Below are 19962 nucleotides of genomic sequence, written 5' to 3'. Positions count from 1 at the left end.
GTCACATCTCGGTCTACATCTCGATGTCGGGCAGCATCCCGATGTCCAGTGCCTCCTGCCGGATCCAGCCGTCCTGGCCGATCAACGTCGCGATCCTGGGCGCGAGTTCGGCGCAGGCGGCGATCAACGGCCGGGAGAGCCGGTGCAGGTCGGCGTCGGTCAGGTCGCCTGCGGGGCCCGCCACGCAAAGTGAACCGAGCGGATCCGCGCCCGAGGGATCGCGCAGCGGGGCCGCCACCCCCGAGATGCCGACGTGGTTGGCGTTGCGCGAGATGGCGTAGCCGCGCCGTTCGATGCCCTCCAGCTCCTCCGGGGTGGGCCGCGGCACGTTCCGCGGTGAGTGCGCGACCAGCGCGTCGCGGGTTTCGGCGGGCAGGAACGCGAGGATCGCCTGGCCGACGCACCCGCTGGTCAACGGTGCGCGTTCGCCGAGGGTCACGTCGAGGCGGGGCCCGTGGGGCGGCGGGGTGGCGAGGAGCAGGACGCGGTGCTCGCCGCTGCGCATGTAGAGCGTCGAGGTGGTCGCCGTTGCGGCGCTGAGCCGGGTGAGCACCGAGATCGCCCGTTGCCGCAGGATCGGCCGGGGCCCGAGCAGGAGCGCGAGGCTCAGCGACCGCCCGCTCGTGCGGTACCCGAGGCGCCCGACGTGGCCGACGAACCCGTCGCGTTCCAGCGCGCGGAGCGCGCGGTAGGCCTTCGTCCGGGGCAGGCCGGTCCGCTGCGCCACCGCGTCGAGCGGCGCCGGCTGCTCCATCCCGGCGAGCGTCTCGAGCACGCGTACCGCCCGCAGGAGCACGTCGTCGTCGCCTGGTTGCACCTGGCGCAACTTAGCTGGTTGCGCCCGGCCCGTCTCCCCCACGATCCCTGCGCTCGGTTCAGCGAGACGAGGAGGACTCATGGGCCGTCCGGATGTTCCCGGCGACGCGAAGACGGTGGTCGACACCCTCGAATCCGGGGGGATCGCCATCATGCCCGGCAACGTGGGGTACGCACTGGGTGCCACCACGCCGGAGGCGCTGCGCACCAGCTTCCGCACCAAGGGGCGGGCGGCGCACAAGCGCCACGCGCTGCTCGGCAGCTGGTACATGCACGAGGAGATCCACGTCCTCGACCCCGCGGCGCGCGCCGTGGTGGCGACGCTCGTGCTCGACTACGGGCTCCCGCTCGGCGTCGTCGCCCCCTTCCGCCGCGACCACCCCGTGGTGCGCCGGATCGACGACGAGACGCTCGCCGCGAGCACCGTCGGCGACACGCTCGCGATGCTCGTGAACAACGGGCCCTTCCACGACGAGTGCGCGCGGCTGAGCGTCGAGCGCACGGTCCCGCTGCTCGGGTCGTCGGCGAACCTGACGGGAACCGGCACCAAGTTCCGCGTGGAGGACATCCAGCAGCCGATCCTCGACATCGCCGACGTGGTGATCGACTACGGCCTGCGCCCGTTCCACCACTACCGCCGGTCGTCCACGATGATCGACTTCTCCACGATGCAGGTGATCCGCATCGGGTCCTTCTACGACGTCATCTCCGAGGCGCTGCAGCGCCACTTCGGGATCGCGCTGCCCGAGGACCCCGGGTTCGACACGCTCCCGTCCGGCCACCTGCGCGACGCGGGGTGAGCACGAGGCGACAGGCGCGGCGCCTGGCCGCCCTGCTGGAGGAGCCGGGGATGGTGCGCGCGCCCGGTGTGTACGACGGCCTCGGCGCCCACCTCGTCCGGCGGGCCGGGTTCCCCGCCGCGTACCTGACCGGTGCGGGCGTCGCCGTGTCCGGATACGGGGTGCCCGACATCGGGCTGGTCACGGCCACGGAGATGGTGGACCGGCTCACGACGGTCGTCACGGCCTGCGAGCTGCCGGTGATCGCCGACGCCGACACCGGCTTCGGGACCCCCCTGCACGTGGTGCGCACCGTGCGCGCCTACGAGCAGGCAGGCGCGGCGGCGATCCAGCTCGAGGACCAGGCCTTCCCCAAGCGGTGCGGGCACCTGGCCGACAAGGAGGTGATCGACGCCGACGAGTTCGCCGCGAAGCTGCACGCCGCGCTCGACGCCCGCCGGGAGGGGATCCTCGTGATCGCCCGGACCGACGCCCGCGGTCCCCTGGGGATCGACGAGGCGATCGCGCGCGGCAGGCGCTACGCCGCGGAGGGGGCCGACCTGGTCTTCGTCGAGGCGCCGGAGTCGCTCGAGGAGATCGAGCGGATCGCGTCGGAGGTCCCCGCCCCGCTGCTGTTCAACGTCGTCCCGTCCGGCCGCAGCCCCCAGGTCGACGAGGCCGTGCTGGAGAAGCTGGGGTACCGGCTCGCGATCTACCCCGGGGCGCTGCTCGAGCCCGCGACCAACGCCATGATCACCGCCCTCTCGGGGATGACCGGGCAGGCCGCGGCGAGGGTGGAGGGGCCGGCCGGGATCTTCCGGCAGGTCGGGCTGGACGACTGGAGCGACGCCGGCGAGCGCTACGGCACCCGCTCCGGCCCGGACGAGGAGGAACCATGGGCATGACGATCGTCGAACGGATACTCGCGCGGGCAGCCGGCCGGGACCGGGTCGCCGCCGGTGACACGGTCGTCTGCCGCGTCGACATGAACGTGCTGATCGACCTGTCGTTCGTCGACTGGGTCGACCCGGTGACGATCGACGACCCGGAGCGGACCGCGGTGATCCTGGACCACGCCGTGCCCGCGCCGAGCATCGGCGACGCGCAGGCGGGGGTGCGGGCCCGGGAGTTCGCGCGCCGGTTCGGGATCACCCGGTTCTTCGACGTCGGACGGCACGGCATCTGCCACCAGGTCATCGCCGAGAACGCGCTCGCACTGCCCGGACAGGTCCTGACCTGCACGGACTCGCACACGTGCGCGGCCGGCGCCTACAACAGCGCGGCCCGTGGGCTCGGCCCGGCCGAGGTGGTGTCGATCCTGTGCACCGGCGAGACCTGGTACTCGGTCGCCCCGACGATCCGGTACGAGCTCGTCGGCGCGCTCCCCCCGGGGATCGGCGGCAAGGACGTGTTCCTGCACATCGCGGGCCGCTGGGGCGACGCCACGAACCACAACCTCGAGTTCGGCGGCCCGGGCCTGGCGTCCGTGCCGATGAACGACCGGCGCACCATCGCCACGCAGGGGGCGGAGGTGTCCGCGGACTTCACGGTGTTCGACTTCGACGAGCGCTGCCGCAAGTTCCTCGACGCCCACGGAGCGGGCGCCTACACCCCGGCGCACCCGGACCCCGACGCCGGATACGCCGAGGTCCGCACGGTCGACCTCACGGCCCTCGAGCCGCACGTGGCCCGGCCGGGCACGGTCAGCGCCAACGCCGTGCCGGTGTCGGAGATCGAGGACCGCCGCCTCGACCAGTGCTTCATCGGCTCCTGCGCGAACGGCCAGCTCGACGACCTGCGGATCGCCGCGGAGATCCTCGGGGGCCGCACGGTCGCCGACGGCGTCCGGTTGATCGTCACGCCCGCCTCCCAGGCCGTCTACCGCGAGGCGGTGCGCCTCGGGTACGTGCAGGCGATCGCGGACGCGGGCGCGGTGGTCACCAACTCCACCTGCGGCGCCTGCTTCGGCTACCACATGGGCGTGCTCGGGGCGGGCGAGGTCTGCCTCACCGCAAGCACCCGCAACTTCCGCGGCCGGATGGGCAGCCCGGACGCGGAGATCTACATGGCGTCGACGGCGACGGTCGCCGTCTCGGCGGTCACCGGCCGGATCACCGACCCGCGGAAGGCCCTGTCGTGAACCAGACCCTGGACCACGTCGTCAGCGGGCGGGCGTGGGTGTTCGGCGACAGCATCGACACCGACGCCATGTACCCCGGCTTCGCGATGAAGCTCCCGGTGGCCGAGGCCGCCCGGTACGTCTTCTACGACCTGCGGCCCGGATGGACCGACGAGGTGCGGCCGGGCGACGTGGTCGTCGCGGGCCGCAACTTCGGGGTCGGCTCCAGCCGGCCCGTCGCCGGCCTCATGCGCCACCTCGGCGTCGCCGCGCTCGTCGCCGAGGAGTTCAACTCGCTCTTCCTGCGCAACGCGATCAACAACGGGCTGCCCGCGCTCACCGTGCCCGGCATCACCGCCGCCGTCCGCGAGGGCGAGGTGATCGAGGCCCACCTCACGCAGGGCCGGCTGCGGTGCGGCGCCACCACGCTCGGCTTCACGCCGCTCCCCCGCACGGTCCTCGACATCCTCGACGCCGGAGGGCTCATCCCGCGCCTGGTCGCCGCGGGTCTGCTGCCCGGCCCGGAGTCCCGGTCCTGACCGCAGCCGCGGTCGCCTGACCACCCGCACCGCCGTCCCGCCCACGGCATCCAACGACGTATCGCCCGGGAGGCCCCGTGTCCACCGCTGTCCTGTCCGTCGTCGTGCTCGCGCTCGTCGTCCTCGTCGCCACCGTCCGCCCGGTCAACATGGGGGCGCTCGCGTTCGTCGCGTCCTTCGTCGTCGGCGGCCTGATCGGGGGCGAGGCCCCGAAGGACGTCCTCGCCGCGTTCCCCGCCGACATCTTCCTCGTGCTGGTCGGGGTGACCTACCTCTTCGCCATCGCCCGCAGGAACGGCACGGTCGGATGGGCGATCGATGCGAGCTTCCGGGCCGTGCACGGGAAGGCGGCCGCCATCCCGTGGGTCTTCTTCCTGCTCTCCGCGGCGCTGTGCGGCATCGGGGCGCTCTCGCACGCGGTGGCGCTGATCCTGATGCCTGCGGGCATGACGATCGCCGCTGCCCACGGCGTCCGGCCGCTCCTCGTCGTGATCATGGTCGGGATGGGCGCCACCGCGGGGTCCTTCTCCCCGCTCGGGGTGCTCGGGGTCGTCGTCCGCGGGATCCAGGTCCGCAACGGCCTGCCCGTCGACCCCAACGCACTGTTCCTGCCACCCTGGTCTTCGGGATCGCCGCGGCCGCGATCACCGCGTTCTTCGTGCGGCCACGCACCCCGGATGCCGACCGCAGCCCGCTGCGCACCCACCGCGGCCCCGGCACCGCGACGGCGCCGCCGACCACGCCCCGGCCGACGCTCGCCCAGGGCTCGACGCTGGCCGGGCTCGCCCTGCTGGTGGTCGGCGCGATCGGCCTCGGCATCGACATCGGGTTCCTCGCCCTGACGATCGCGGTCGTCCTGACCCTGGCCTTCCCCGCGTCGAGCGGCGGCGCGCTGGGCGACGTCAGCTGGGGGATCGTGCTGCTGCTCAGCGGCGTGCTCACCTACGTCGGGGTGCTGCAGCGCAACGGCACCATCGAGTGGGCGGGCGCCTCGGTCGCCGCCGTGGGCGCGCCGGTCGTTGCCGCGCTGCTGATCTGCGTGATCGGGGCGGTCGTCTCGGCGTTCGCGTCCACCACCGGCCTCCTGGCCGCGCTCGTGCCGATGACGGTGCCGCTCGTCGCCTCCGGCAGCATCAGCGCGGTCGGCCTCGTCGCGGCCCTGGCGATCTCCTCATCACTCGTGGACGTCTCGCCCTTCTCCACCGGGGGCGCCATCGCGATGGCTAACGCCGACGCCGCCGAGCGCCGCACCATCTACCGCGGCCTGCTGGTCTTCGCGGGATCCGTGACCGTCGCCGGGCCGCTGGTGAGCTGGGCCGTCCTCGTCGCCTCGGGCGGGTTCTGAGGGAGGGCACCCCCCTGAGGGTATACTGACTAGTACGTCAGTCAGCGCCCCCAGAACGAGGTGGAACACCGATGCCACGGGCAGCCGGCACGCAGCAGCAGTCGTCCCCGGTCCGCGACCGGATCCTCGCCGCGGCCGACGAGTACTTCTACGCCGAGGGCATCCGGGCCGTCAGCGCCGACAAGCTGATCGCCGCGGCAGGCGTCAGCAAGGTCACCTTCTACCGGCACTTCCCCTCGAAGGACGACCTGGTGGTGGCCTACCTCGAGGGCCGCGCGGCGGTCGAACGGCAGGCGATCGAGCATTTCCACGAGCAGGCGGGCGACGCCTGCGGCACCCTGCTCGCCATCGCACAGGGCATCGGGGACATCAGCTGCTCCCCCGGGTTCCGCGGGTGCCCGTTCATCAACGCCGCGGCCGAGTTCGCCGACCCCGGCCACCCCGCGCGCCGCACCATCGCCGCGCACCGAGCCTGGTTCACGTCGTTCCTCACCGGTCTGCTCGGGGAGATGGGCATCCGCGACCGCGCCACGGTGGCCGACCAGCTCATGATCCTGCGCGACGGCGCCATGGTCGGCGGCTACCTCGAGCCCGACTCGACCACCCGCACGGAGGCGCTCGTCCGAGCCGGACGCGCCGTGATCGAGGCCGCGGAGTAGGACGCTCCTTCCCCAAACCTTCCCCAGCACCAGATCAACGCGGGCACGGGTCCGGTGATGTTCGGAACACGTCGGCCACCCGCCTCCGGGATCAGCGCGTGCTAACGTAGACGTACTGGTTCGTCTACATAGGGAGCACGACATGAGCGAGACGCTCTACACGGCAGTGGCCACCTCCACCGGCGACGGGAGGGCGGGGGGCCGGGCCGCCACCGACGACGGACTCCTGGACGTCACCCTCGCCATCCCGAAGTCGATGGGCGGCCCGGGCGGAGCCACCAACCCCGAGCAGCTCTTCGCCGCCGGGTGGGCCTCGTGCTTCCACTCCGCGGTCAAGGCGGTCGCCGCGCAGCAGAAGGTCAGGTTCACCGACTCGGCGGTCGTCGCCGAGGTGTCGGTGCACCCGACGCCCGAGGGCGGCTTCACGCTGAGCGCGGCGCTGCACGTGGAGTTCGGAGGGCTGGACCAGGCCGCGGCCGACCAGCTGGTGCAGGCCGCGCACGCCATCTGCCCCTACTCGAACGCCACCCGCGGCAACATCGACGTCACCGTCGACGCGACCGTCGCCTGACCCCCGGGGCCGTGAGTGGATACGAGTGCTGGAGCACTCGTATCCGCTCACGGCGCGGTGCCGGCCCTCGCCCTGCCCGAGCGCAGGAACAGGGCGAGGACCGCCGCAGCGGCGCACAGCAGGGCCACGACGAAGAACCCGTTGGCGTAGGTCTCGGTGGTGATGCCGGCCGTGAGCTGCCGGTAGAGCGGCAGCAGGCCGGAGGCGCCCTGCTCGGTGGCCGTCCTGATCTCGGGCAGCTCCGCCGGGCCGTGCCCGTAGAGGCTCCCCCGGTCGACCAGCAGCTGCGCCGAGGCCGACGTGTTGAGCCCGCTGAACACCGCGACGGCCACGCTGGACGCCACCCGCTGCACCACGTTGTTCATGGCGCTGCCCGACACCGTCAACGTCGGTCGGAGCGCCGACACCCCGGCGGTGATGATCGCGATCAGCGCCAGCCCGGTGCCCACGTTGCGGATCGAGGTCCACAGCTCGACGTCGGCCCGCGGGGTGTTCGCCGTGAGGTGGGCCAGCAGGTAGGAGCCGTAGGCCATCACGAGCAGCCCGCTCACCACCGGCCAGCGGGGTCCGAACCGGTCGTAGAGCCGCCCGGCCAGCGGCACCATCACCACCAGCACCAGTGCGGACGGCACGAGCACCAGCCCGGCGTCCAGCGCCTGCAACCCCTGCACGACCTGCAGGAACTGCGGGATGAAGAACAGCGTGGTGAACAGGCCCGTGACCGCGACGCCCAGCAGCACGATCGAGAGCGTGTAGGCCCCGCTCGCGAACACCCGCAGATCGATCAGCGGATCGTCCACCTCGAGTTCGATCACCACGAACAGCGCGAGGCTCAGCAGGCCCGAGAGGAACAGGGCCAGGATGCGATAGCTGGTCCAGCCCCAGTCCTGGCCCTCGGAGAACGCCAGGAGCAGCGCGAACAGGCCGTAGGCGATCGTGAGGAAGCCCCACAGGTCGAACCGCGGCCAGGTGGCCGGCCGGATCCGCGGGAAGACGGCGATGGCCGCGATGGTGCCGAGCACGCCGATGGGCACGTTGATGTAGAAGATCAGCCGCCAGTCGACGTACTCGACGAGGTAGCCGCCCAGCACCGGGCCGACCGCGGGCGCGACGACCACCCCGAGGCCGTAGATCCCACCGGCCGCGCCGATCTTCGCGGGCGGCACGATCTGGTACAGGATCGTCATGGTGACCACCGGGAGGATACCGCCCGGGATCGCCTGCAGGATCCGGAACGCGATCAGGGAGTCGAGGTCCCACGCCGCCCCGCACAGGGCGGACGCCGCGGCGAACCCGACCATCGAGAGGATGTAGAGGGTGGTCCGCCCGATCCGGTCCCCCAGCCACCCCGTGAGGGGCACGACCACGCCGAGCGCCAGCGTGTAACCCGTGACGATCCACTCGACGTCGTCCGCGGCGGCGGACAGGTCGAGCTGGATCGCCGGCACGGCGACGTTGACGATGCTGGTGTCGAGCACCGACATGAACGCGCCCACCACCAGCACGCACAGCGGCAGGACCCATCCTCGACCGGATTCCGCGGATTCGTCGGCCGTTCCGGATCCGGAGAAATCAGACACAATGCCGTAACCATTCTCAGAATGCACCCTCAGGTGCGTACTTACCAGTACGTCTACTACGTTGGCCCCGCAACCTCTCCGGCACCACCGGATGTGGCCCAGCTCTCGATCACCGGCGAACGAGGCGTTCAGCAGGATCCGCAGTGGCGTGCACCACTTTCCCTTGTGGGCACAGGCGCCACGCGGGACCGTGCAGGTATCAGATAGACGAACTAGTCCGTCTACTACCGCTGAAAGGACAACCCCATGACCACCGCTGCCGCCTCGGCACGCACGAGGAACGCGTCAGCTCTGCGGAATCTGTATTTCGTCCGGTTCGGCTTCGCGATCGTGTGGGCCGCGCTGATGTTCGTGATCGGGTCGAGCGTCGGGCCGGTGAGCGCCACGCTGATCGTGCTGTACCCGCTGTTCGACGTGGCCGCCGCGATCGTCGACGCCCGCTCGTCGGGCGCGAGCGGATCGACCCGCCTGTTGTACGTGAACATCGTGATCAGCACGCTCGCCGCGATCGGCATGGCCGTGGCCCTGTCCTCCGGCATCCCGGGCGTCCTGCGGGTGTGGGGCGTGTGGGCGGTCGTCGCCGGACTCGTCCAGCTCGTCGTCGCCCTCACCCGCCGCACGATGGGCGGCCAGTGGGCGATGATCCTCAGCGGCGGCATCTCCGTGCTCGCGGGCACCTCCTTCTACCTGCAGGCCGCCGCCGAGGGCCAGACCCTGAGCCAGGTCGCGGGCTACGCCGTGCTCGGCGGGATCTTCTTCCTCGTCTCCGCGATCCGCCTCGGCCGCGCCGCGAAGGGGAACTGACGTGAGTACGTACGACGTCATCGTGATCGGCGCCGGTCCGGTCGGCGAGAACGTGGCCGACCGCGCGGTGCAGGGCGGCCTGAGCGTCGCCATCGTGGAGCGGGAACTGGTCGGCGGGGAGTGCTCCTACTGGGCGTGCATGCCCACCAAGGCCCTGCTGCGCAGCACGGCCGCGTTGCACGCTGCGCGCCGGCTGCCCGGCGCCCGGGAGGCCGTCATCGGCGACGTGGACGCCGCGGCGGTGCTGGAGCGCCGCGACGGCTTCGCCTCGCACTGGAAGGACGACGGGCAGGTGTCCTGGCTGCAGCAGGCCGGCATCGCCCTGCACCGGGGTCAGGGCCGCATCAGCGGCCCCCGCACGGTCGAGGTGGTCGACGGCGACGCCACCACCACGCTCACCGCGCGCCACGCCGTGGTGATCGCCACCGGCACCCGCGCGCTGGTCCCCGACCTGCCCGGGCTGGCCGCGGCCGCCCCTTGGACGAGCCGCGAGGCGGCCGCCGCCCACCGCGTCCCCGCCCGCCTGGCCGTCATCGGCGGCGGCGTGGTGGCCATGGAGATGGCCACCGCGTTCACCGGCCTCGGGTCCGCGGTCACCGTGCTGGCCCGTGACGGGGTGCTGCCCGCGGCCGAGCCGTTCGCCGGGGAGCGGGTCGTCCAGGAGCTGGAGAAGGGCGGCGCGACGATCCGGATCGGCGCCGAGGCCCGGTCCGTGCGCCGCGACGACACCGGCACCGTGCACATCGTCCTGACCGACGGCGAGGAGATCGAAGCCGACGAGCTGCTCGTGGCCACCGGCCGCCGTCCCAACACCGACGACCTGGGCCTGGAAGCCGTCGGCCTCATCCCCGGCGCCTGGCTCACCGTCGACGGCACTCTCCGGGTGCTCGGTGCCGAGGGCGCCCCGATCGGTGACGGCTGGCTCTACGCCGCGGGCGACGTCAACCACCGGGTCCTGCTGACCCACCAGGGCAAGTACCAGGCCCGCGCCGCGGGCGACACGATCGTGGCCCGCGCCCGCGGGGAGCGGGTCGACGACCGGGCCTGGGGGCGCCACGCCGCCACCGCTGACGAGCGCGCCGTGCCGCAGGTCGTGTTCACCGAACCCGAGGTCGCCTCGGTCGGGCTCACCGCGGCCGCCGCTGCGGACGCCGGCCTGCGCGTGCGCGTCGTCGACCAGGACCTGGGTGCCGTCGCCGGAGCCGCCCTGCACGCCGACGGCTACGACGGGCAGGCCCGCATGGTCGTCGACGAGGACCGCGGGGTGATCGTGGGCTTCACCCTCGTCGGCCCCGACGTCGCCGAGCTCCTGCACGCCGCCACCATCGCGATCGCCGCCGAGGTGCCGCTGGAGCGCCTCTGGCACGCCGTGCCCGCCTACCCGACCCTCAGCGAGGTCTGGCTGCGACTGCTGGAGGCCTACGGCCGCCCGGCGTGACGCGCACGCGGCACACCGGTTGTGGTGCTCGCACATCGACGGCAGTCGGTGTGCGAGCACCGATGCCGGTGTGCGAAGGCCGCCGGCAGCACTGAGTCGCCCCGGAGCGGGTACCCGGCCCTCGACCGGCCCCCGACCCGGGAGAGAAGACCCCCATGGAAACAGTGACGCTCGACGACGCCCGCAGGGTCATCGCCGCTGCCGAGGCCAAGGCCGAGGAGATCGGCCAGCCCATGAACGTCGCCGTGGTCGACGCGGGCGGCAACCTCGTCGCCCACGTCCGCATGGACGGCGCGTGGCTCGGCTCCGTCGACATCTCGATCAACAAGGCCTGGACCGCACGCGCCTTCGACATCACGACCAAGGAGCTCGGTGAGAACTCCCAGCCGGGCCAGGACTTCTACGGCATCAACGCGTCGAACGAGGGCAAGGTGATGATCTTCGCCGGTGGCATCCCGCTCACCCGCGACGGGCAGACCGTCGGGGGCGTCGGGGTCAGCGGCGGAACCGGCAAGCAGGACCACACCGTGTGCGAGGCGGGCGCCACCGCGTTCTGACCCGGCCCCGGTCGCTCAGTGCGGCCGCCGCGCCAGCACGTAGAGGCGCTCGGTGGGCATCTCGACGTCGGGCAGCGGTGAACGCAGGTACCACTCGACGTTCACCAGTCCGGCGGCGGTGACGGCGCCGACCACCTCGGGCGGGTCGTGCAGCACGAGTTCCAGGTCGACGGCCGCGCCGCACAGCTCGTCGAGGTGGCGCACCTCCTCGCCCGCGTGCAGGGCGAACGCCAGCAGCCCTCCGGGCACCAGCACGCGGGCGAGCCCGGCGATCACGGCCGGGAGCTCCGAGGCGGCCATGTGCCCGAAGGCGTACCACGCTGTGATGGCCGACCAGCCCGCGGCGGCGCGGGGGCGCAGGAGCTTCGTGAGGTCACCGACCTGGAACTCCGGTTCCGGGTACCGGTTCCTGGCCTCCTCGACCATCGCGGGCGACAGATCCAGCCCCACCACAGGGGCCCCGGACTCCGCGAGCAGGGCGGCGACGTGCCCCGGCCCGGTGCCGACGTCGGCGACGGGACCACCGTCGGCGTCGGCGGCGATGCGGTCGATCAGCCAGCGGTCGAACGGCTTGCGGGCCGGCTCGGCCGTGACGTCCTGTGCGTAGCCCGCCGCGGCGGCGTCGTACGCGGCGAGCACCCGCGCGTCGCGGGCGGCGGTGCCCTCGGCGATGACGGCGTCGCGGTCGACGCCCACCGGCGGGGGTGCCGCTTCCGGCAGCGGGCCGAGCAGGTGGGCCCAGCGGTGGTCCTTCTCCCCCGGCTTGCGTTCCAGCTCGACGACCAGGGGGTCCGCCCGCTCGGCGAGCCCGCGCAGCACGGCCTCCACCTCGGCGCGGTCGGCGAACGGGTGCAGCCGGGCGGTCCGGGAGCGCAGCTCGCCGGGCGCCTGCGGTCCGCGCAGCAGCAGGACGGTGAGCACCGCCAGTTCGGGCTCACCGACTCCGAGGTGCTCCTCGAGCCGCTGGTGGAACTTCACGGCCCGGGAGCCGGCACCGCTCCACACGGGCCGGACCAGCTCACGGTCCCTGAGGTCCTTGAGCGTGGCCTGCAGCAGCGCGTCGTCGTAGTCGGTGATCGGGTCGCGGCTGCTCGTCTGGTTGCACGCGCTGCGCAGGGCGTTCAGGGTGAGCGGATAGCTCGCGGGGACCGTGCGCTGCTTCTCCAGCAACGCTCCGAGCACCCGCTGCTCGACGGCGGACAGCTGCGGTCGCGACTCGGCCACACCGGGAAGCGTAGTCCCCGCCACCACATGGTGATCATCATCGCCGGTCCGGTGCACCGCATCGCCCGAACACCGCAGCACCACGACCTCGCTCCCCCACGAGAACCCGACGCAATTGGGACACAATCGATCAACTCACGTTTTGGTCGCAGGCGTGGCGAATTCCTCGCCCTCGGCCGCGAAAAAATGCTCACCTCGCTCGATGAGCTCCTCGGGTCGCCGAAGCTGTCAGCTTTCGGCCACCCCAACGCGCCGTCGCCGGTCGAGCAGCATACTCTTCGTATGACCCGTTACGTGATTCTCGCGCTCGGCATCCTCCTGGTACTGGTTGGTTCGGTGTGGACGCTGCAGGGGGCCAACCTGCTCGGTGGCAGCTTCATGACCGGATCAACGCAGTGGCTGGTGATCGGCCTCGTCGTGATCGTCGCCGGAGCGGCCCTGCTGAAACGAGCGGTGCGCTCCAACCACTGATCCAACTCGCGGGCCGGCGCGACCCCGGGGGTCGCGCCGTCGCGTTGGCGCCGAGCGCGGATCGGGTATCGACGCTCTGCAGCGATGCTTGTCAGCGATGCTTGTCAGGACCTGCTCCCCGCGTCGTGATGACGGGCTTTCAAGGCACGCTCGACGCCGTCCATGCCCTCACGAACCAGGCGGGCCAGGGGCAGCGGTGAGGTGCCGCGAGCGAGGTACGCCTCGGACGCGGCCAACGTCTCGGGAGCAACGACCGCCGACGGATACGCCCCCACCACGAAACCCGTGGCCAACTCGGAGTGGTAGCTGTTCCAGATCTCATCGATCACCGAGAAGTAGCGCTCGACGAACGGCGCGTGCAGTCGGCCGTGCGACGGCTCCGCGAACCCGAGCATCGTGGCGACCAGGATGGCACCACTTCTCTCACGCCCGCCCGTGAGGAGCTCCCATGCGGCGGCCTTCGCCTCAGGTGTGGGGATCGCGGCACGACAACGCGCCGCGCGTTGTTCCCCCACCGCGGTCCCGTCGAGGGCCAACTCAGCGGCGATCTCCGATTCTCCGGCAGCGCCACTCGCGACGAGACCGAGCAGCAGCTTCCAGCGACAGTCGGCATCGACGACGAGCCCCTGGAGATCGGTGTGGCCATCCAGGACCTCGCGCACGACCGCCGCGTCCTCGGGGCCCGCGATGCACTCGGCGAGTGCCGAGAGGTAGATCAGCTGCTCGTCGGAGGCCGGCGGCGCGGCCGCAAGGTGGCCTCGTAGCCGCTGCGCCAAGAGCGCGCGGTCGGCCTCGCGGTGAGACTCGCAGCTGTACCGCAGCATCGCGATCCTGGCCTGGTGGAGGACCGTCTCCAGGACGACGGGGTCCCCGATCGCCCCTGCGCCATGGGCGACGAGCCGCACGTAGTCTCCGGCAGCCATCTCTGCATCCCTGGTCATGTCCCAGGCCGCAGACCAGCACAGCGCGACCGCCAATGGATCCGTGATCTCCGTGATCCCGTTGATCAGCGTGTGCAGGGAGCCTGCATCCAGCCGCATTTTCGCGTAGGTCAGATCGTCGTCGTTGACCAGCACAAGATCGGGCATACCCAGGCCGACGACCTCCGGGACCGCCGTCCGTGGCCCGGCGACGTCGAGCTCGATCCGTCGATCGCGGACGATACCGGCAGGCGTCCGACGATAGAATCCGACGGCGACGCGGTGCGAACGCAGCGTGGGATTGCACCCCGAGCCTTCTTGGACGATCGCGAAGGAGCAGAAGCGGCCGGCCGCGTCGAGGGTGAAGGACGGGCGCAGAACATTGCCACCCGCACTTTCCAACCATTCAGCCGACCAGGACGACAGGTCTCGCCCGGAGGACTTCTCAAGTGCCGCGAGCAGGTCCTCACGAGAAGTGTTGCACCACGCATGCACGGCAAAATATTCGCGCAGACCGGCCAGGAACGCCTCTTGCCCGACCCAGGCGGCGAGTTGCCTGAGCACCGCAGCACCCTTGGCATAGGTGATTCCGTCGAAGTTGTTCCGCACGTTCGCGATACTGTTCACGTCGGCCGAGATCGGGTGGGCCGAGGACAGCTGATCCTGTTGATGAGCCCACGCCTTCGTGCGGTTGGCGAATCCTACCCAGCCGCTGTACGGGGATGCCCCTTCGGCAAGCGCGAGCACCGCCAAGTAGGTGGCGAACGCCTCGTTCAGCCAGAGGTCGTCCCACCACCGCATCGTGACCAGGTTTCCGAACCACATATGCGCCATCTCGTGCAGGATCGTCTCAGCGCGCCTTTCGTACGCGGATTCGGGGACACGTGATCCGAAAATGTGCCCTTCCTCGCTGAGGATGACGCAACCAGGGTTCTCCATGGCGCCGCCACTTGCGAACTCCAACACGAACACGTGACTGTACTTCGAGAACGGATACGGACCCAAGGCGTCGGTGAAGAAGTCGAGCCCGTCCTTGCACGTCTGCAGGACCGCGGCCGCGTCCAACTGCTCGGACATCGCCTGGCGACAGTAGAGGGCGAGGGGGACTCCGACGTGCTCGTCATGGACCTCGTGGAAAGGCCCCGCCGCGAATGCGGTGATGTAGGGCGGGATCCTCGGAGTGGGCTCGAACCGCCAGGTCCTCGCTCCACCGGCATCGGCCACCTCCCGCACCGGGCTGTTGGACACCACCGTCCAGCCGGCCGGCGCCGTGACGGCCCACGTGATGACCGCCTTCAGGTCGGGCTGGTCGAAGCAGGCGAAGACCTGGTGGGCGTCGGCCGGCTCGAAGTTGGTGTGCAGATAGGTCTGACCGTCTGCGCGGTCGACGAAGCGGTGGAGGCCCGCTCCGTCGCTCTTGTACGAAAAGTCCGCATCGACCGTGAGTTCGTTCTCGGCGACAAGACCGGTCAGCAACAACCTCCCCGCAGCTGCGTCATACCGGAGCGGCTCCAGGTCGACGCCGTTCAGCTTCGCCGAGTGGATGGCCGCACAACACAGGTCGATGAACGTGTCCGAGGTCGCTGCACCGAAGCACACTGTGGTGACGCCCCGGAAGACATCCCCGTCAGAGGTCACGTCCACCGCGATGGAGTAGGAGTCGACGACCAGGGAGGCCGCTCGCTGCGCCGCTTCCGCACGGGTCAGATCACCTGCCACCCCACAGGTCTACTGCCCAGGCTTTCCGACACCAACGCAGTGGCCGGAATCGGCCATCTGAAGGGGCCCGGTCTTGACGGAGCGGCCGCGGCGCGGTGGATTCCATACGGTCCGCACAGGTGCGCCGCCACGGCGGTGTCGGCCGGCCACGAGGGACCGGCAATCGAACGGACACAGGAGGAGGGGACGGGACCGGACCCGCGCACGACCGAAAACCACGTGACCCCCCAACGCAACTTCGCTGCGAATTTCAGGTGAAGCATCGGGCGCCCACCGGGCGGATCTTGCCCCTCTGTTCGCGACTGAGCTACTGTTACAACTTTGCGTGCGATTGGCAGCGCCATACTTGCTTACCGGAGGTGTGCACGTTGCGAGGTTTTCCGCCGCCCATGGTCGATCCGGTCATCCGACGCCACGCCGTCCGACTCCTGAGTGAATGTCGGGAGTCCGTTTTCCTCCTCATGCACGACGAGCACCCCGACCCCGACTCAGAACTCACTCGCCGAGCGCTGTCCGAGCTGACGTCGCTGTGCGAGGTCGACCTGCGTTGCGTCATCACCAGCAAGCTGGCAGCGGTGGCGCCGCAGGAATGGATCACCGGTCTGCTGGGACTTGGCGCATCGATCCGCTGCTTGCCGACCGTACCGATGAACATCATCGTCTTCGATCGACGCACGGCAATGCTCGCCCCACCCCGCTCGTCCGGGAGCGTCCGGCGCGAGGTATCGATCGTCGACGGCCCTGACCTGATGGTCGCGCTGGGCGCGTTCTGCGAGTTCATCTGGGAGAAGGCCGCGCCGGCGGGCCTCGGCACCAGCCACGACGCCAAGCTGACGACACAGGAACTCGGAGTGCTCCGCCTTCTCGCCGAGGGGCACACCGACCAGGTCGTCGCGCGACGCATCGGCGTCTCCGTTCGCACGGCCGGACGGCTCACCGCAACGCTGATGAGCCGGCTCGACGCGCGCAGCAGGTTCCAGGCAGGTGCGCGTGCCGCGCAGATGGGCCTTCTGCCGCTGCCGGCCGTGCCGGTCCGCCAGTGCTCGGATTCCCGGCTACGGACCAGCCGGCCCGCCTGATCACCAAGAATCCCGGTTGTTCCTCCGGGCCAGTTCTTCTTGCTCCTCCCGGGCTCCCAGCCCTTCTTCATTCGTTTTCACACGTTGTCGCACCGATCACCCAGCGAGCTGGTGGCAGGACTCGGCCAACCCGTTGCCCACAGCGCGAACGCCGAATACTTTTCTTCCTACGCGCCAAAAGCTGGGAGTCACCCGTGCCACATCTCCCCCCTGCTCGGATTCGGCCGCTCATCGCAGCCGCTCTTGCGCTTGCTCTACTCTTCCTGGCTCCGCTCGCAACGAACTCGGTGACGGTTCAGGCAGACACTTCGAGTGGCATCGCATCCGGCGACCGGACCTATTCCATCGCCACTGTCAACCCTGGCGGCCTCACCCCCGGAAGGTCCGTCCAGGCCTACAGCGTGGAGATCATCAGCGGTCTCTTCGATTCCTTGACAGCGATCGATCCCTCCGGCCAGGTCGTGATGCGCGCCGCCGAGTCGGTGACGTCGCGCGACCAGATCTCGTGGATCATCAAGGTTCGGCCGGGGCAGTTCTTCCACAACGGCGAGGCAGTGACCGCCCAGAGTTTTGTGGACGCCTGGAACGCCGCCGCTTACGGACCGAACGAGTGGCCGACGAACGCGTACTTTCGGAATGTCGCCGGGTACGCTGCGCTCAATCCGCCGAGCGGTGCTCCCACGGCCACCACGCTGGCCGGGCTGCAGGTCGGCGACGACTACACGCTGCAGGTCACGCTGACCGAGCCCTTCAACCAGTTCCCCCAGCTGCTCAGCTACCCCGGGCTCGCGCCCCTGCCGGAAGCGGCCTTCGCCGATCTCGAGGCGTTCGACCAGCACCCGATCGGTAACGGACCGTTCAAGGTGAAGGACGACACCGACACCGAACAACGGGCTGAGCTCGTGCGGTTCGAGGAATACGCCGGTCCTCGCCCGGCCCGGTCCGAAGGCGTGACCTTCACGTACTTCCCGACCCTGGCTGACGCCTACGCGGACGCGCGCTCCGGAAGCAGCGACATCATGCTGCACATTCCACCGGACCTGGCGGCAGAAGCCCGACAGATCTTCGGCGACCGCTACCAGGAGACCCGCAGTGCGGTGGTGGAATATCTCGGCCTGCCCTTGCGTGATGAGCGGTTCGCACAGCGGGACGTCCGACGGGCGATCTCGATGGCCATCGACCGCGATCGGATCACCGCTGAAGTACTCGGCGGCGCCTACGACCCACTGCGCTCGCTGTTTCCGCCCGGCCTGCCCGGCGCCCGCGCAGGCTCGTGCGAAATGTACTGCGAGTACAACCCGGATCTCGCCAGAGCGATGTTCGGGCAGGCGGGAGGATTCGAAGGCACGCTCACCCTCTTCTACCCGGAGGGCGACGATTCCTACGACCGTGCGATGCACGAGGTCGCCGCAGATCTGCAGCGCAACCTCGGCCTCGAGGACGTCCAGTTCGAGCGCGCCGAGCCTGCCGACTACTTCACGACGCTCGGCACGCAAGCGTCTCCCGGTCCGTTCCGCTTCAACTGGGTGATGGACTACCCGAGCGTCGAGAACTACCTCGCTCAGCTGGCCCGGCCGGGCAACTGGGTCGGCTACGAAGCCGGCACCGCACAGGACTACATCGGTAAGGCTGCCGAGGTGGCCGACCCGGTGAAGGGGTTGCCCTACTACCAGCTCGCCGAGGCCGAGTTCCTGAACGACATGCCCGTGGTCCCGCTGTGGAGCTGGCGTGCACTCACCTGCCACTCCGCGCGGGTCACCGACGTGCACACGGACCCGTTCGCGAATCTGCGGCTCGAGGAAGTGCAGGTGACGTCATGAGCGATCGAAGCGCGCCCCGCCGGCAGGCGCTCACGCGCCGCGCCTTCCTCGGCGGACTCGCCGCAGCGACGACCGCGCTCGGCGCGACCGCTGTGTCGTGTGCGACCGGGGGCGACGGCGATGCGCGCGTCGCCGTCATCGGAGCCGGTCTCGCCGGCTTGACCTGCGCGTACCGGCTCGCACAGCAGGGCGTGGACGTCACCGTGTACGAGGCCCGGGACCGCGTCGGTGGGCGCATGTGGAGCAGCGACGACATCTATCCCGGGCAGGTCGTCGAACACGGCGGAGAAATGGTGTTCGGCTACTACGCGCGCCTGCGCGGACTCATCAGCGAACTCGGCCTCACGCTCGACAGCGTCAACGCCGACTCCCGACCCGATATGAGGCTCGTCTGCTACCTGAACGGGCAGAGCACCACTCACGAAGAAGCATATGCCGGGTTCGACCAGATCCTCGACAAGATATACGCGGAGGCCCACCGCATCGGGTCGTGGCGTTATGACGATGCCACCGATGCAGCCCGCGCGCTCGACGAGATGTCGGTGCACGACTGGATCGAGCAGCACGTCCCCGGCGGATCCGGCTCCCTCCTGGGAGCGGCCATCGAGAGCGACATGGTGCATTTCTGGTCAGGGCAGACGCGCGACCTGAGCGCGATCTACGTTCTGCGCGGCTACCTGCCGCCGACCGGCTCCGAGGCTCCGGACGCCTGGATCTTCTACCACGTCCGCGGGGGCAACCAGCTGATCCCGATCCGGCTCGCCGAGCGGCTGCCCGCCGGACGGATCGAGTTCGGCACGCCGTTGGAGGCGTTGCGGCAGCGAGGCGACGGGTTCGAGCTCCGCTTCGCAGGCAAACCGCAGACGGTTCTGGCCGACTTCGTCGTGTCCGCAGTGCCGTTCTCCACCTTGCGCAGGGTCGACCTGTCCGGAGTCGAGCTCGACCGTGTCCGCCGGGAAGCGATCGACAGCATCGACATGGGCAACAAGGGCAAGTTGACCATGCAGTTCACCCAGCCGCTCGCAACGTACGGATGGAACGGCGGCATCGAGTCGACGGCGCCCCAGATCCACGGCTGGGATTCCTCGCGGGGCCAGGGCGGCCCCGGCCTGCTCAGCATCTTCCCGACCGGGGAGACCGAATCGCAGCTGCCGACGCGGCGCCCGCACGGGCCCGCTCCGCAGACGGTCGTCGACCAGACCCTGGCGCAACTCGAGCAATGGGTTCCGGGGGCGAGCTCGGGCTTTTCCGGGCGTGCCTGGCTCGACCGGTGGAGCCAGGATCCGTGGGCATTGGGTGCCTTCCCGAACTTCAGGCCCGGCCAGATCACCAAGTACTGGGGCCTGCTCGGCGAACCGGTCGGGCGGCTGTTCTTCGCCGGCGACCAGACGAGCACCCGCCATTCAGCGTGCATGGGCGGGGCCATGGAGTCCGGCGAGGACGCGGCGGCCCAGGTGCTCGCGGCCATGGGCAAGCCGACGCGCCTGTCCGACCACCAAGTCCAGTGATCACCCACGTCCCG

Annotated in this window: 18 protein-coding genes and 1 pseudogene; 15 read left to right on the top strand and 4 right to left on the bottom strand. The window is 70.4% G+C overall.

Annotated elements, in window-relative coordinates; genetic code table 11:
* Positions 1–13: 13 nt before the first annotated feature.
* Entirely contained in the window at positions 14–817 is an 804-nt protein-coding gene (locus ACFPL3_RS28720) for an IclR family transcriptional regulator (RefSeq protein WP_343945454.1), read from the bottom strand.
* Between the two features lie 79 nt (positions 818–896).
* Between ACFPL3_RS28720 and ACFPL3_RS28715 the strand changes: the two genes are divergently transcribed.
* The 8 genes and pseudogenes from ACFPL3_RS28715 (at position 897) to ACFPL3_RS28680 (ending at position 6828) form a co-directional block, all read left to right on the top strand.
* Complete coding sequence (locus ACFPL3_RS28715; protein WP_343945455.1) at positions 897–1616, top strand: Sua5/YciO/YrdC/YwlC family protein; 720 nt, start codon at positions 897–899, stop codon at positions 1614–1616.
* The gene (locus tag ACFPL3_RS28710) at positions 1613–2500 is read left to right on the top strand and encodes an isocitrate lyase/PEP mutase family protein (protein WP_343945456.1); all 888 of its coding nucleotides are present in this window, start codon (positions 1613–1615) and stop codon (positions 2498–2500) included. Before ACFPL3_RS28715 ends, ACFPL3_RS28710 begins: the two co-directional genes overlap by 4 nt.
* Positions 2497–3735 (top strand): aconitase/3-isopropylmalate dehydratase large subunit family protein, encoded by a 1239-nt coding sequence (locus ACFPL3_RS28705; protein WP_343945457.1) that lies wholly within the window; start codon positions 2497–2499, stop codon positions 3733–3735. The genes ACFPL3_RS28710 and ACFPL3_RS28705 overlap by 4 nt, the downstream gene beginning before the upstream one ends.
* Positions 3732–4253 (top strand): LeuD/DmdB family oxidoreductase small subunit, encoded by a 522-nt coding sequence (locus tag ACFPL3_RS28700; RefSeq protein WP_343945458.1) that lies wholly within the window; start codon positions 3732–3734, stop codon positions 4251–4253. The genes ACFPL3_RS28705 and ACFPL3_RS28700 overlap by 4 nt, the downstream gene beginning before the upstream one ends.
* Before the next feature lie 77 nt (positions 4254–4330).
* Positions 4331–4786, top strand: a pseudogene (locus ACFPL3_RS42085) (SLC13 family permease); the annotation flags it as partial.
* A gap of 125 nt (positions 4787–4911) precedes the next feature.
* Positions 4912–5598 (top strand): hypothetical protein, encoded by a 687-nt coding sequence (locus ACFPL3_RS28690; RefSeq protein WP_465269435.1) that lies wholly within the window; start codon positions 4912–4914, stop codon positions 5596–5598.
* Between the two features lie 71 nt (positions 5599–5669).
* Entirely contained in the window at positions 5670–6257 is a 588-nt protein-coding gene (locus ACFPL3_RS28685; RefSeq protein WP_343945461.1) for a TetR/AcrR family transcriptional regulator, read from the top strand.
* Between the two features lie 142 nt (positions 6258–6399).
* Positions 6400–6828, top strand: coding sequence for an organic hydroperoxide resistance protein (locus ACFPL3_RS28680; protein WP_343945462.1), 429 nt, complete (start codon positions 6400–6402; stop codon positions 6826–6828).
* A 47-nt stretch (positions 6829–6875) separates the two neighbouring features.
* On the opposite strand, the gene ACFPL3_RS28675 is transcribed toward ACFPL3_RS28680, so the two are convergent.
* Positions 6876–8327 (bottom strand): DHA2 family efflux MFS transporter permease subunit, encoded by a 1452-nt coding sequence (locus ACFPL3_RS28675; RefSeq protein WP_379589752.1) that lies wholly within the window; start codon positions 8325–8327, stop codon positions 6876–6878.
* A gap of 327 nt (positions 8328–8654) precedes the next feature.
* Between ACFPL3_RS28675 and ACFPL3_RS28670 the strand changes: the two genes are divergently transcribed.
* The 3 genes from ACFPL3_RS28670 to ACFPL3_RS28660 all read left to right on the top strand — a co-directional run bounded on the left by ACFPL3_RS28670 (position 8655) and on the right by ACFPL3_RS28660 (position 11207).
* Positions 8655–9212, top strand: a complete 558-nt coding sequence (locus ACFPL3_RS28670) for a hypothetical protein (protein ID WP_343945464.1) — start codon at positions 8655–8657, stop codon at positions 9210–9212.
* Between the two features lies 1 nt (position 9213).
* Complete coding sequence (locus ACFPL3_RS28665; RefSeq protein ID WP_343945465.1) at positions 9214–10650, top strand: dihydrolipoyl dehydrogenase family protein; 1437 nt, start codon at positions 9214–9216, stop codon at positions 10648–10650.
* Positions 10651–10805: 155 nt separating this feature from the next.
* Positions 10806–11207 (top strand): GlcG/HbpS family heme-binding protein, encoded by a 402-nt coding sequence (locus ACFPL3_RS28660; RefSeq protein ID WP_343945466.1) that lies wholly within the window; start codon positions 10806–10808, stop codon positions 11205–11207.
* A gap of 15 nt (positions 11208–11222) precedes the next feature.
* Here the strand turns inward: ACFPL3_RS28660 and ACFPL3_RS28655 are convergent, their stop codons facing one another.
* Positions 11223–12431 carry a DUF480 domain-containing protein gene (locus ACFPL3_RS28655; protein ID WP_343945467.1) on the bottom strand — a complete coding sequence of 403 codons (1209 nt, stop codon included), beginning with the start codon at positions 12429–12431 and terminating at the stop codon, positions 11223–11225.
* Positions 12432–12458: 27 nt separating this feature from the next.
* Here ACFPL3_RS28655 and ACFPL3_RS28650 point away from each other — a divergent pair, with 27 nt between their 5' ends.
* A complete protein-coding gene (locus tag ACFPL3_RS28650) occupies positions 12459–12902 on the top strand; it encodes a hypothetical protein (protein WP_343945468.1) in 444 nt (147 codons plus the stop codon).
* 104 nt (positions 12903–13006) lie between these two features.
* Here the strand turns inward: ACFPL3_RS28650 and pepN are convergent, their stop codons facing one another.
* Entirely contained in the window at positions 13007–15541 is a 2535-nt protein-coding gene (gene pepN / locus ACFPL3_RS28645) for an aminopeptidase N (RefSeq protein WP_343945469.1), read from the bottom strand.
* Positions 15542–15930: 389 nt separating this feature from the next.
* Here pepN and ACFPL3_RS28640 point away from each other — a divergent pair, with 389 nt between their 5' ends.
* The 3 genes from ACFPL3_RS28640 to ACFPL3_RS28630 all read left to right on the top strand — a co-directional run bounded on the left by ACFPL3_RS28640 (position 15931) and on the right by ACFPL3_RS28630 (position 19948).
* A complete protein-coding gene (locus ACFPL3_RS28640; RefSeq protein ID WP_343945470.1) occupies positions 15931–16620 on the top strand; it encodes a response regulator transcription factor in 690 nt (229 codons plus the stop codon).
* 287 nt (positions 16621–16907) lie between these two features.
* A complete protein-coding gene (locus ACFPL3_RS28635; protein WP_379589742.1) occupies positions 16908–18440 on the top strand; it encodes a peptide ABC transporter substrate-binding protein in 1533 nt (510 codons plus the stop codon).
* Entirely contained in the window at positions 18437–19948 is a 1512-nt protein-coding gene (locus ACFPL3_RS28630) for a flavin monoamine oxidase family protein (RefSeq protein WP_343945472.1), read from the top strand. The genes ACFPL3_RS28635 and ACFPL3_RS28630 overlap by 4 nt, the downstream gene beginning before the upstream one ends.
* Positions 19949–19962 lie beyond the last annotated feature (14 nt).

Origin of the sequence: Pseudonocardia zijingensis, assembly GCF_042657305.1 — a bacterium.
Classification (GTDB): domain Bacteria; phylum Actinomycetota; class Actinomycetes; order Mycobacteriales; family Pseudonocardiaceae; genus Pseudonocardia; species Pseudonocardia zijingensis.
Note: the sequence above shows the minus strand (reverse complement) of the source record. Positions and strands in the feature narration are given on the sequence as shown.

What these genes read in the sequence shown, in the direction of transcription:
- ACFPL3_RS28660 (WP_343945466.1), top strand. Translation starts at nt 10,806, where the DNA reads ATGGAAACAGTGACGCTCGACGACGCCCGCAGGGTCATCGCCGCTGCC.
- ACFPL3_RS28715 (WP_343945455.1), top strand. Translation starts at nt 897, where the DNA reads ATGGGCCGTCCGGATGTTCCCGGCGACGCGAAGACGGTGGTCGACACC.
- ACFPL3_RS28680 (WP_343945462.1), top strand. Translation starts at nt 6,400, where the DNA reads ATGAGCGAGACGCTCTACACGGCAGTGGCCACCTCCACCGGCGACGGG.
- ACFPL3_RS28670 (WP_343945464.1), top strand. Translation starts at nt 8,655, where the DNA reads ATGACCACCGCTGCCGCCTCGGCACGCACGAGGAACGCGTCAGCTCTG.
- ACFPL3_RS28640 (WP_343945470.1), top strand. Translation starts at nt 15,931, where the DNA reads ATGGTCGATCCGGTCATCCGACGCCACGCCGTCCGACTCCTGAGTGAA.
- ACFPL3_RS28685 (WP_343945461.1), top strand. Translation starts at nt 5,670, where the DNA reads ATGCCACGGGCAGCCGGCACGCAGCAGCAGTCGTCCCCGGTCCGCGAC.
- ACFPL3_RS28650 (WP_343945468.1), top strand. Translation starts at nt 12,459, where the DNA reads ATGGTGATCATCATCGCCGGTCCGGTGCACCGCATCGCCCGAACACCG.
- ACFPL3_RS28705 (WP_343945457.1), top strand. Translation starts at nt 2,497, where the DNA reads ATGACGATCGTCGAACGGATACTCGCGCGGGCAGCCGGCCGGGACCGG.
- ACFPL3_RS28630 (WP_343945472.1), top strand. Translation starts at nt 18,437, where the DNA reads ATGAGCGATCGAAGCGCGCCCCGCCGGCAGGCGCTCACGCGCCGCGCC.